General features: G+C 75.4%; 9 protein-coding genes. 1 reads left to right on the top strand and 8 read right to left on the bottom strand.

Annotation, left to right across the window (positions count from 1 at the left end):
• Positions 1–74 precede the first annotated feature (74 nt).
• The 4 genes from BMW99_RS00180 to BMW99_RS00165 form a co-directional block, all read right to left on the bottom strand.
• Entirely contained in the window at positions 75–5,054 is a 4,980-nt protein-coding gene (locus BMW99_RS00180) for a DNA repair ATPase (protein WP_177226043.1), read from the bottom strand.
• A gap of 103 nt (positions 5,055–5,157) precedes the next feature.
• Positions 5,158–7,161: a flotillin family protein gene (locus tag BMW99_RS00175; protein ID WP_107451653.1), complete on the bottom strand. Its 2,004-nt coding sequence runs from the start codon at positions 7,159–7,161 to the stop codon at positions 5,158–5,160.
• Positions 7,162–7,317: 156 nt separating this feature from the next.
• Positions 7,318–8,025 carry a hypothetical protein gene (locus BMW99_RS00170; RefSeq protein WP_069465373.1) on the bottom strand — a complete coding sequence of 236 codons (708 nt, stop codon included), beginning with the start codon at positions 8,023–8,025 and terminating at the stop codon, positions 7,318–7,320.
• A gap of 195 nt (positions 8,026–8,220) precedes the next feature.
• A complete protein-coding gene (locus tag BMW99_RS00165) occupies positions 8,221–8,772 on the bottom strand; it encodes a YceI family protein (protein WP_069465374.1) in 552 nt (183 codons plus the stop codon).
• A gap of 107 nt (positions 8,773–8,879) precedes the next feature.
• Between BMW99_RS00165 and BMW99_RS00160 the strand changes: the two genes are divergently transcribed.
• The gene (locus tag BMW99_RS00160; RefSeq protein WP_069465375.1) at positions 8,880–9,383 is read left to right on the top strand and encodes a MarR family winged helix-turn-helix transcriptional regulator; all 504 of its coding nucleotides are present in this window, start codon (positions 8,880–8,882) and stop codon (positions 9,381–9,383) included.
• A gap of 25 nt (positions 9,384–9,408) precedes the next feature.
• On the opposite strand, the gene BMW99_RS00155 is transcribed toward BMW99_RS00160, so the two are convergent.
• The 4 genes from BMW99_RS00155 to BMW99_RS00140 all read right to left on the bottom strand — a co-directional run bounded on the left by BMW99_RS00155 (position 9,409) and on the right by BMW99_RS00140 (position 12,221).
• The gene (locus BMW99_RS00155; RefSeq protein WP_245791125.1) at positions 9,409–10,446 is read right to left on the bottom strand and encodes a PucR family transcriptional regulator; all 1,038 of its coding nucleotides are present in this window, start codon (positions 10,444–10,446) and stop codon (positions 9,409–9,411) included.
• Positions 10,447–10,602: 156 nt separating this feature from the next.
• Positions 10,603–10,878 (bottom strand): Sec-independent protein translocase subunit TatA, encoded by a 276-nt coding sequence (gene tatA / locus BMW99_RS00150; protein WP_069465376.1) that lies wholly within the window; start codon positions 10,876–10,878, stop codon positions 10,603–10,605.
• Between the two features lie 163 nt (positions 10,879–11,041).
• Positions 11,042–11,788, bottom strand: a complete 747-nt coding sequence (locus tag BMW99_RS00145) for a hypothetical protein (protein ID WP_069465377.1) — start codon at positions 11,786–11,788, stop codon at positions 11,042–11,044.
• Positions 11,789–11,954: 166 nt separating this feature from the next.
• Complete coding sequence (locus tag BMW99_RS00140) at positions 11,955–12,221, bottom strand: DUF6295 family protein (protein WP_069465378.1); 267 nt, start codon at positions 12,219–12,221, stop codon at positions 11,955–11,957.
• Positions 12,222–12,224: the final 3 nt, after the last annotated feature.

Raw genomic sequence — 12,224 nt, 5'->3', positions numbered from 1 at the left:
CGCCGTTGCCGCGACTGCGGGCCACGCCACCAACGGCCTCCACCACCTGGGCCGTTCCCGCCCGCACTGTCCCCTCAGGGCACGCCTCCAGCAGCGTCCCGGCTCGCCTCCCCGCGTGCGTCCCGCTTCACCTGCGCCCAGCGGGCGGCCTGTTCGGCGCTCAGGGCGCCGCGCAGCTCGGCGAGCTTGAGCAGCGACGCCTCCGCGCCGGCCGCGAGGGTCTGCGCCTCGGCCCGGTAGTGGTCACCGACGAGGGCGTCGAGTTCGCGCTCGTCCATGGCCGGCAGGATCCGCGCCGCGATGGCGCGCATGGTGCGGTACGAGCCCTGCAGCAGGAACGGCGGCTCGGTGCGGGTGTGCGCGGCCTGCCCGGCCGAGGCGATGTACGCGGCGTTGACGGCGAGCAGCGTGCGGCGGGCCCGCAGCAGATGGCGCAGCACCGCGGTGATCTCGGCGCGGTCGGACGGCGGGTACGGGTGCCGCAGGGCGTCCGGTCGGGCCGCCGGGTCGCCCTCGGCCATCCGCACCAGCAGTTCCAGGTCGGACCGTTCGCGCCCGGCCAGCGGCGCGAGCACGGGGTTGGCGGTCAGCGCGTTCTCCACGTAGCTGAGCGCGAACAGGTCCTCGCGGCCCGCCAGCACATCGCCGAGGTTCCACACGTCGGCCCGGTTGGCGAGCATGTCCGGCACCCGGAAGACGGTGCCGGAGGCGGTGTACGGGTTGCCGGCCATGCACACCGCGAACCGCCGCCCGCGCAGGTCGTACGTCCCGTCCGGGCCCTCGACGCGGCGCTGCGCGTCGCACAACGGGATGAACTTCTGGAGCAGTTCGGGCGAGGTGTGCTGGATGTCGTCGACGTACAGCAGGACGTTGGAGCCGAGCCGCAGCGCCAGGTCGATCTTCTCGACCTCGCGGCGCGCGGCCGCGTCCGGGGCGGCCGCCGGATCCAGGGACGTGGTGCCGGTGCCGAGCGCGGGGCCCGACACCTGGACCAGTGCCAGGCCCAGCCGGGCGGCCACGTACGCGACCAGCGACGTCTTGCCGTAGCCGGGCGGGGACATCAGCATCAGCAGGCCGCCCGACGGGCCGAACTGCCGGGCCAGGCTGTCGCCGACGAGCGGCAGGTACACCTCGTCCAGCAGCCGGTTGCGGACGAACCCGGTCAGCGGGCGCGGCCGGTGGGCGTCCAGGTCCAGGCGACGGCGCTCGGCGTCCAGGACGGCCGTCCTGCGCCGCTGGTAGGCCGCGTACGCGGGGACCTCCTCGTCCCGGAACCGCCGCACCCGGGACAGGAGTTCGTCGAGGCGGACGTCCAGGCGGCGGCCCTCGGTGCGCGGGTGCGCGCCGAGCAGGCCCGCCACGCGGGCGCGCACGGGGGCGTCCACGGGGTAGCGGTCGGCGCTCTCGCCGCACACCAGGGCGGCGGCGGCCTCCGCCCGGTCGGCGCCGCTGTCGCCGCCGTCGCCGCTGCTGTCGCCGCCGTCGCCGTCCGCGCCGCCGAGCCCGGCCAGCCAGGCCTGGGCGAGCTGCCAGCGGGCCGCCGGGTCACCGCCCAGCGCCTCCAGGTCGGCGGTGAACTCCTTGTACGGCACTGCGTCGGGCCCGCCGAGCGCCGCGACGAGGGCGGCGCGCAGCCGCCTGCCGCCGGCGCCTTCCACGAACCCCGGCCGCTCGTCGCCGAGTTCGGCCACCAGGTACTCCCCGAGCAGCGCGGCAGCGTGCGGATCGGCGCCGCGGGCGACCGCCGGGGCGAGCGGGCCGATCCGCAGGCCCCGCAGGAACTCCCCTGCGGCATCGCCGAGTTCCGCGGCCAGCTCGCCGAGCGCAGGACCGCCGCCGAAGGCCGCGGCCGCGCGGCTGAGGGAGCGGGCGCGGGTGGTCCAGGCCGCGCGGGCCGGAGCGGGCGCGCCGCAGGTCCAGAACACCTGGGCGGCGGCGCGCACGTCGGCCGGGTACCGGAGCAGCCCCGCCCCCGCGGCCAGCCGGGACAACTCCGCCAGGACGAGGGCGGCGTCGTGGTCGTGCACGCCCCGCTCGTACCCCTCGCCGGGCAGCGCCGCGACGGCCTCCCGTACCAGCGCCGCGGCCGCGTCCCGGTCCGGCGGGAGCGGTCGCCGGGCCGCCAGGGCGTCCAGCAGCAGGCAGCCCGCGAGGTACTCCGCCCGGTACAGGCCGGGTGATTCCGAGGGCAGCGGGCGGTCCCAGAAGCGGCGCGTGCCGGCGAAGTCCGGGTCGGTGACGGGCGCGAGGTAGTCGGTGCCGGTGACGGTGAACGCCAGCCCGTCGCCGTGCGGGACGAGCGCCAGGGTGAACGGCTGCGGGTTGACGGGGAAGCGGTGGCGGCCCAGGCGCAGTACGGCGCCGCCGTCCTCGTACAGGTCGAGGCGGTCGCGCAGCGCGCGGCCCGTGTCCTCGCGGGCAGCGGCAAGCGCCGCGTCGAGCTCCGCGGCCCGCGCCGCCTCTCCGCGCTCCCGCAGTTCGGCCGCGATGCGCCGGTGTTCGGCGGCCATCGGGTCGGCGGCGAAGCACGCGTTGACGTCGTCGAGGGAGTCCAGGGCGGCGGCCCGGCGCCGCACCCCCTCCAGGATGCGCGCCGCCGAATCGGCCAGCTGCCGTACCCGCAGCGCTCGTTCGTCGGCGAGTGCCTGGCGGCGGCCGGAGAACGCCTGCTGGATCTCCTCGCGCCGCGCGTCGAGGGCGGCCAGCCGCAGCGGGTCGGCGGTGAACCGGGTGGCGAGGTTCTCCACCCTGACCAGCAGGCGGCCCAGCTGGTCGTCGCACGCCTCCGGGGTGCCCGCGGCGGCCAGCGCGCCGTTCACCTCCTGGGCGAGCAGCGCGCTCTGCGCGGCGAACTCGGCCGCCGACTCGGCGGCGGTCAGCTCGCGCTGCCGTGCCTCCAGCAGCGCGCGGGCCCGGTTGACCTCGGCGAACACCGCGGAGGCGAGGTCGAGGATGCGGGTGCGCACGGTCGCGTCGGCCAGGCCGAGCCCGGCCACCGTCTCGGTGACGGTCGCCAGTCCGGCGGCCTGCCCGGCCAGGCGGGCCGCGATCGGGCCGGCGTCCGCGGCGGTGGCGATCGCGCCGGCCGCTTCGACGCTCTCGGCGGCCTGCCGCCGGTAGCCGTCGAAGGCGTGCTCCTCGGCCAGGCAGGCGGCCGCCCGCTCGGCCGCGAGGGCCAAGTGCCCGGTCAGGGCGGCGTCGAGGGCGTCCAGCCGCTCCCCGTCGACGTACCCGACCTCGCGCAGGGATGCCAACCTGCCCTGCGTGCGGCGGAGTTCGGTGAGCCGCTCCACCCACTCACCGGCGTCCGCCGCGGCCTCGCCGCGCACCCGGCGGCCCAGCGCGGCGATCCGCGCCTCCGCCTCTGCCACGGCCTGCGCGGCGCGCGCGGTCAGCTCCCTGACGCGGGCGTGCGCGGCGGCCATCCGCCGGGCGGTGTCGCGCACCCGCAGCAGGGGCGCGGCCAGCGCGCGGGCCGGCGCGCCGCCGCCCGCCCCGTCCTCGCCGTCCTCGCCGCCCGCCGTCCCGTCTTCCGCGCCGGCGGGGGGCGCCGTCAGCCAGTGGTGGCGGTCCAGGAGGCGGTCGGCCGCGGCCGCCAGCGCCTCGTGGACCGCCGCGGTGGGCGCGGGCTCGCAGGCGCCGCGGGCCAGCGCGAGGGCGTCGGCGACGGCCCGGACCAGGTCGGCGTTGCCGATCCGCTGCAACGGCCCGTCGCCGGTGGGCACCGCCGCGGTGTCCGCCAAGTAGGGGGTGCGCCAGCGCTGCACGGTGTGCACGCGGCCGGGCTCGCCGCCGTCGGCGGGCCGCAGGGTGAGCAGCGTGCCGTCCTCGAACAGCGCGCAGCCCTGGACGTGCAGGGGCGCGGCGGCCTCCTGCCGCAGCGTCCGGTACGGCAGCAGCAGGCGCCGCCAGTCGGCCGCGGCGTGGAAGACGTACAGCACGTCCTCCCCGCCCGGTGAGCGCACCAGCCGCTCGAACTCCAGCTCCTCGGCGGCGACTTCGGGGCCGAGGTCGAAGGTGCGCAGCCCGCCGTCGGCGAGCGCGTACCCGCCGGGGAACACCACGCCCTGGCCGTCGGGCAGCAGCAGCGGACTGCGGGCCAGCGCGTCGGCCCGGTCGACGCGGGCGGTACGGGTGTTGACGACGTAGTGCCGGTCGGCGTCCTCCCGGTACGGCCGCACCCGCAGCAGCACCAGCGGGCCCGCGACGGCGTAGGCGGCCTCCGCGTCGGCCAGCGACTGCAGCGCGTCCGCGACGGGTTCCTCGTGGACCGTCTCGCCGCCCGGTTCGCCGGTGGCGATCCGCAGCGTGCCGCCGGTGGTGTCCAGGGTGACGCGGCCGCCGCCGTCCGCGGTGAGCGCGATGTGCGGGTGGCGGCCGGGCACGTGGTGGGCACGGCCGACGGGTGCCCAGACGATCCCGTGCGCCGCGCCGCCCGGCGGCACCTCGCGGGCCGCGCCCTGGTAGCGGTACGAGCCGTCGCGGGCGGCCTTCCACGACAGCACGCGGACGTCGGGCGGCTCGGCGCCGGTGCGGAACACGGCGAGCAGCCGGTCCTCGTCGACGCGCAGCCGCAGCAGGCGGGTGTCGCGGTAGTAGCGGTACAGCTCGCGGAAGTCCCGCAGGAACTCCGGGTCGTCCAGCAGCCCCGGCACCGGCCCGGCGCCACCGGCCGCGGCCAGCACCTGGAAGACGTCGCCGGGCCCGGCCACCTCCGCCGGGTTGGCGGCGAACAGCACGCGGCCGGCGACGGGCGCGATGTCGGCCGGGAGGGCCGGGCGGGCGGTCGGCACCGCCTCGGCCCCCTCCAGCCGCAGCTCGCCCCCGCCGAACACCTCCTGGCGGCACGCCTCCAGCGCCTCGGCCCGCTCCCGCAGCTCCCGCCCCGCCGCCGCCAGCCGCACCGCCAGCACCACGGCGTCCCCGCCCCCCGCGGGGCCCGCCCCGGACGCCGCCGCGGCGCCCGCGGGCCCGCGCGAACCCCCGGCGCCCGCGCCCTCCGGCCCGGGCTCGCCGCCCCCGTCCGCCACCGCCACCGCGTCCTCCGACCTCACCGCGCCCACCCTGACGCCTCCCTCACCGCACCCCGTGACCCCGTGGCCACGGCGTCGCCCGCATCCGCCGGGCCGCGCGGGCTCGCCGCGGCCCGCGTCGCGGTCACTGCTTCGCGGACCCGTTGGCGACCGCCGCCTCGGCGGGGGTGGCCAGACGGGCCAGCAGGGCGTTCAGGTTGCCGGTGTTGGCGCCGAGTTGGGCGAGGACGCGGGTGGCGTCCTCGGTGAAGCGGCCGGAGCCGTCGAGCCAGGGCGCGGCCGCGCTCTGCACGGTGTCGGACGCGGACACGAAGCCGTCGACCGCGCGGCCCGCGCTCACCGCGGCGAGCAGCCGGTCGACGAACACGTCCTCGCCGCCGACGATGCTGATGTCGGCCTTCTCCAGGCCGCCGGCCAGCACGGTGGCCTGTGCCTCGGCGATCTGCCGCTGCGTGTCGAGGCCGGCCAGCCGGATCTCCTTCTCCGCGGCGAGCCGCAGCCGGTACTCCTCGTGGCCGCGCGAGGCGTCGTCCAGCGCCGCCATCGCCGCCGCCTTCTCGGTCAGGCCGGCCGCCTCCGCCTTGAGCTTCCCGCCGATCATGGCCGCCTCAGCGGCGGCCTGCGCGGTGGTGCCCTCGGCCGTGGCGAGCGACAGCAGCCGGGCGCCCTCGGCCTCCGCGGTCAGCCGCGCGGCGGTCGCGGACGCCTCCGCGGCGCCCACCTTGGCGATCGCCTCGGCGCTGCGTTCCTGCACCTCGACCTCGGCCAGCCCGGCGGCGGCCGCCTCCGCCCGCATGCCCTCGGCCAGCCGGATCTTCGCCGCGGCGTCCAGGTCCGCGGCCTGCTTGCGGGCCTCGGCGATGGTCAGCGCCTCGCGGGCCTTGTGCTGCGCGGCCTGCTCGGCGGCCTCCGCCGCCTTGATGTCCTTGACCAGCCGCTCCTGGGCCTGCGCCTCCGCGGTGATGACGAGGGCTTGCCGCTCCCGCTCGGCCTCCTGGACGAGCCGCAACTGCTTGATGGACTCCTCCTGTTCGGCGACCGTGCGGTCCACGGCGATGCGTTCGCGCACCACGTCGGCGACCTCGCGGCGCTCGGCCTCGACCTCCTTGTCCTTGGAGATGCGGGCCAGTTCGGTCTCCCGCTCGCGCGCGATGACCTCCAGGACGCGGTCCTTCTCGATCCGCTCGTTCTCCACCGCGATGACCCGCTCGCGGTTCTTCTGCGCGACGGACACCTCGCGCGCCTGGTTCTCCCGCTGCACCCCGAGGGCTTCCTCGGTGCGGATGAACGCGCCCTGGGAGCCCAGGCGTTCCTCCTCCTGGACCCTCGCGGTGACGGCCTCCTCGCGGGCCCGCAGCGTCTCCACCTCGCGGCGCTGCTTGATCTCCGCCTCGGCCTGGCGGCGTTCCAGCTCCAGGATGGTCTCCCGCGCCTCGACGTTCTGCCGGGTGATCTCCTTCTGCTCGGTGCGCTGCGACTCGTTGGTCCGCACGTGCTCGATCACCGTCAGTTCGGTGATCTTCCGGATGCCCTGCGCGTCCAGGATGTTGGCCGGGTCGAGCTGGGTGACCGGCGTCTGCTCCAGGAAGTCGATCGCGCAGTCCTCCAGGTGGTAGCCGTTGAGGTCGGTGCCGATGACCTGGATGATCTGGTCGCGGAAGTGCTCGCGGTGGGTGTAGAGGTCGACGAAGTCCAGTTGCTTGCCGACCGTCTTGAGCGCCTCGGAGAACTTCGCGCTGAACAGCGCCTGCAGCGTCTCCTGGTGGCTGGCCCGCTGGGTGCCGATGGCCTGCGCGACCTTCACGACGTCCTCGACGGTCTTGTTGACCCGCACGAAGAACGTCAGATGGATGTCCGCGCGGATGTTGTCCTGGCAGATCAGGCCCTCGCGGCCGGTCCGCTGGATCTCGATGGTCTTCACCGAGATGTCCATCAACTCGGCGTTGTGCAGCACCGGCAGGACGACGGCGCCGGTGAAGGTGACGTCCACCTGCCGGGTCTTGGAGACGATCAGCGCCTGCCCCTGCTCGACCTTGCGGAAGAGCCGGCCGACGGTGAGCAGGACCCCGAGTGCGATGAGGGCGAGGACGGCGAGAGTGACGCCGATCCCCAGGGCGGTGGCATCCATGACGGATCAACCTCGATGCGGAAGTGTGGAGTTGCGTGACGGTGAGTGACGTCCCCGGACAGCGCGGGACGTCGGGGATAGGGGCAGGAAGGCGTGGGACGGCCCGGGACGGCGTGGGCGTCGCGGGAGGGCGCGGGATTCGCGCGGCGCCGCGGATCAGGTGACGGCGGATCCGCCGGGGGGCCGCGTCGGCGGGGCGCCCATCGGGTCGTCGAACGGCGCGACCCAGAAGAACTCCCCGTCCGGCTCGTACGCGTAGAGCAGGCCCGTGGAGCCGGCGGCGAACCGTTCGCCGCCGGTCTGCCGCACCTGGACCACGGCGGTGGACCCGTCGGCCGCGGCCACCTCGGCCTGCCCGAAGGCGCCCGTGACGCGGCCGGTGCGGACCGTGCACAGCAGCCCGACGAAGTCCTCGCGGGACGGCGGGCGCTGCTCGGGGAACAGGCGCCGCAGCGGCCGGACCAGCAGCCATGTGAGCGACCAGGAGCCGGCGAGCGCCGCGGCCAGGAGCACGAGGTCGCCGATGGTGCGGAGCACGCCGTGGACGCCGGCGCCGTCCAGCGCGGTGGAGCCGATCAGGCTCAGGCACCACGCGAAGGTGACCAGCAGCGACAGCACGACGGTGACGGGCACGCCGTCCAGTCCCGCGGCCGCCACCAGCGATCCCCGCATCGCGGCGCGAGGCGCGGCCCCGGCAGGGTGCGACGTCCCGCCGTGGTGAACCGCGACGTGGCCGTGGTGGCCGGGTCCGTGCAGGCCGGCGCCGCCGACCAGCACGAGACCCCAGTAGGCCACCACGACCACGAGCGCCCCTCCCCACAGCACGGTCGGAAAGCCCAGGACGACACCGGTGAACTCCCCCATTCCCGATGCGCCTCCCCCGTGGATCTCCGATCGCCGGACAGATCGTGGCAGGTCGGGGGTGGGTCCGGCATTGCCGGTTCCCGGCAGTCTTGACCGGCTCCTGACGTCCCGAACCGTGCCGCAACCGAAAAGCCGCCGGCCGCCGTCCACACGGGGCGGACGGCGGCCGGCGGCCTGGAGGAGTACCCGGGAGGGTCAGTCCTGCTTCTGCGTGGCCTCGATCTCCAGCGCGATGCGGATCTTCTCGCTGACGGCCGCACCGGCCGCGCCGCCGGTCACACCGAAGTCGCTCCGGTTGATCTCGGTGGCGGCCGAGAAGCCCGCGATGGCGTGGCCCTCGTAGTGGGTGCCGAAGCCGTTCAGCTCCAGCTGGAGGGTGACGGTCTTGGTGACGCCCTTCAGCGACAGCTCGCCGTCGACCTCGAACAGCTCGGAGGTCTTGGGGCGGATGGCGGTGGAGGTGAAGGTCATCTCCGGGAACTGCTCGGAGTCCAGGAAGTCCGCGCTGCGGACGTGGTTGTCCCGCATCTCGTTCTTGGTGTTCACCGAGGTGGTCTTGATGACCGTGTTCACCGTGGAGTCCAGGGGGTTCTCCGCGGTCACGATGGTGCCCTCGAAGGTCTCGAAACTGCCGCGGACCTTGGAAACGCCCAGGTGGCGGACGTAGAAGGACACGTCGGAGTGCACGGTGTCGATGGTCCAGGTGCCGGCGACGTAGCCGTCGATCACGTCGGTCTGCGAGGTCATGGGGGGCTCCTAGGGAGGCCGGACGGTAAGGGGCAGAGGATGGCGCCCTCAGTCACCGAACATAACCCACCTAGATTGAGAGTTCAACCACCAGCTATGCTGGGGGTATGAGTGACGTGCGGTGGTTGACGGAGACCGAGCAGCAGACCTGGCGGGCGTACATGACCGCGAACGTCGAGTTCTCGGCCTACATCGACCGGCAGATGCGCCGTGACTCCGGCATGCCCATGGCCTACTACGAGATTCTCGTCCGGCTCAGCGAGGCGGACGGGCGGCGGCTGCGGATGAGCGAGCTGGCGGAGGCGTCGCTGTCCTCGCGCAGCCGCCTCTCCCACGCCGTGTCGGCACTGGAGAAGAACGGCTGGGTGGTCCGGCGGCCGGCCGACGGGGACCGCCGCGGCTGGGTGTGCGAGCTGACCGACGAGGGGTTCACCGCGCTGGCCGCGGCCGCGCCCGGCCACGTCACGGCGGTGCGCGAGAAGCTGTTCGACGTCCTCACACCGGAGCAGCTCGACGCGCTGCGCGACATCGGCCGGGCGATCAGCGCCGGGCTGCGGCAGGAGTGCGAGGAGGCCCGCGCCGAGGACGTGTGCGACGAGGAGCCCTGCTGACCCGGCGGCGCCGCCGGCCGCGCCCTCAGACCGGGGACGTCGGCCAGCCCAGGAGCCGCGCGCCGAGCGCGGCGGTCTCCAGCGTGTAGCGCTGGAGGGAGTCGTCCGGGTCGAAGCCGGTGAGGGCGGCGATCCGCTCCAGGCGGTAGGACAGCGCGCGGACACTCAGATCGAGGCGGCGCGCGGCCTCCGCGTTGACGTATCCGGCCTCCGCGTAGGCGCTGATCGTGGCGAGCAGCGGCTCGGCCCCGCCGCGCGCGTGCTCCAGGGGCCCCAGCACCGACGTGATGAGGTCCGCCATGGCCGCCCGGTCGCGCAGCAGCACCGGGAAGACCAGCAGATCGGCCGCGCTGAGGACCTTGGCGCCGAGCCCGAGCCGCGCGGCCAGGTCCAGGGCGCTGAGCGCCTCCTCGTAGCTGCGGACGACGCCCACGGCCCCGCTGTGCGGGCGACTGACGGCCACCCGGTGGACCGAGCAGAGCGTGACGAAGGCGTCCAGCGTGTGCTGCTGGGTGGTGGGCGCGACGCACACCAGGCGTCCGTCCTTGGGGGCGATCAGCGCGTCGTGGTCGCCGAACCGCCCGGCGAGTTCGCGCTCGACCCGCCGCAGCAGCGGATGCGCCTCGTCGTACGTCTCGCCGTCGGGCGGCGCGGCCACGGCCACCACGTGGCGGTCGGCCAGCCGCAGCCCGAAGCCCTCGGCCTGCTCGGCGATGCGGCCGGGGTCGGAGCGCCCGTACAGCAGGTCGTCGACGAAGGCGCGGCGGGCCGCCTCGGCCCGCCGGACCGCGTGCCGCTGGGCACGCTCGTGGCCCTCGCTCAGGGCGGCTATGCCGGCCTCCAGCGCGGCCAGCACGGCCGTGCCGGTCTTCCGCAGCTCCGCCGTGTCGCGGGCGCCGGTGACGCCGGGCAGCGTGGCCCAGGCGCGGCGGGCCGCCGCGAGATGCACCGCGGTCAGGTCGCGCAGGCCGTAACCGGCGTCCGCGGCCTGCTCGCCGAGGACCCTGCGGCCCTCCCGCTCACTGCGGCTGAGGGTGCGACAGCTGGCGGACACGTCCGCCAGGATCTCCGGGAACCCGGCGACGAACTCGGGGGGCACCGCACCGGCAGCCCCCACCACCGACGCAACCACAGAACCCCCGCTTCCCTTCCGGTGTCCGGACGTCGAGAACGTATCAAGACTGCCGGAGGACGGAAGCGGGGGCCGGGCCGCAGGGGGTTACTTGGCGGTGGTCGCCTTCTCCTGCGCGGCCTCGTTCACCGTCACCACGTCGGTGGGGGTGATGGCCTCCGGGGTCGGGGCCGGCGAAGAGGTCGGCGCGCCGCTCGCGGGCGTCGCGTCGTCCGTCTTCATGGCCTTCGCCTCGGACTTGAGGATGCGCATCGACTTACCGAGACCGCGGGCGGCATCCGGGAGCTTCTTGGACCCGAACAGCAGGATGACGAGAATCGCCACCACGATCAGGTGCCACGGCTCCAGCCCGTTTCGCAACATGGGATCCTCGCTTCTTTGATGGGCCGACTACTACAGCTTCGACTGTCGCATTGTCACCCGAAAGCCGCTCGGGTCGGCAATCGGGTACTCAAAGCATGCGCAAAAAGCTCGTGAACGGGAAGCCCCTCCCCCCTGACGGCACCTCCCGTGTGACGTGCGCCACTTACGCGGCGACGGTCACCTCGCCGCGGCGCAGCGCGGTTCCGGGGGCGGCCGGACGGCCGGTGTCGGCCTTCCGGGCGAACCCCGCGAAGACGATGAACCGCAGGACCAGGAAGCGCCCGGCGCCCGCCAGGCCCGCGGCCGCGAGGTACACGGCCTGCGCGAGGAGCGGGCCGGGACGCGGGTGGACGGCGCCCAGGGCGATCACGGCGGCGGTCGTCACGAGGTAGGCGGCCGCCAGGGTGACCGCGGACTTGGCGTGAATCCGCCACCCGGCCCGGCTGTCCCAGACGCCCTGAACGCGCCGAATGCCGCGATCGTCCCCGACGCCGAGGCCACCGGCGACGCCCGGGACGCCGGGCGTGCCGCCCCCGGCTCCACCCGGGCCGGCGGTGCCGAAGGTGAAGCGGTGGTGCAGCTCGGTGGCCAGCAGGGTGCCGGCGACGGTGACGAGGGCGTTGGCGACCGCGAACGGCATGCGCCCGCCGAGGGCCAGCAGGACGCCGCTGGACAGCAGGCTCACCCCGCCCCCGCAGAGCACGAACCGCACGAAGGCGGCGGCCGCGCCGCGCCGCGTGCCCCCGGCTCCCTCACCGCCCGCGGCGGCGCCCGGCCCGTGCGGCGCCGCCGTGGCCGCCGCGTCGGCCGTGGCGTCGGCGGCCGCGTCAGCCGTCGCCTTGGCCGTCCGCGCCGCCGTCGTTGTCCGCGGCTCGATCCGGGCCGCCCGCCGCGTCTGCGTCATCCCCATGGGCAGCACTGTCCCGCGCCACGCCGACACGGCGCCCACATCCGGCTGACATCCCGCGTACACGCCCGGAGACAAGGACGGAACGCGCCTGTCTCCGGGCGCCGGGTGCGCGGGCGGTCCCGGCGGCACGGCCGCGCGGGCGGAGCCCCGGACCCTCAGCGGCCGGTCAGCTCAGCATCTCCTGCGGCACCGCGTCCAGCGCCCGCTGCACCGCGGCGACCAGCGCACGGGCCGACTCCGCGGTCAGTTCGAGGGCGACCCGGGCGCCCGGCCCGCCCGCCGGGGCGCTGAAGTCGATGTTCAGCGTGTGCTCGGCCATGGCGTGGACGGGGTGGTCGTAGTACACGGTCACGTCGGAGACCCGGAACCACGAGCCGCCCGGGCCCTTGGCGCTGCCCTCGACGTCGTCCTTGACGGTGAGATAGGTGCACATGCC

Origin of the sequence: Actinacidiphila rubida (genome assembly GCF_900110255.1) — a bacterium.
In the GTDB taxonomy this organism is placed as follows: Bacteria; Actinomycetota; Actinomycetes; order Streptomycetales; family Streptomycetaceae; genus Actinacidiphila; species Actinacidiphila rubida.
This window is presented reverse-complemented; position numbering and strand designations above follow the sequence as displayed.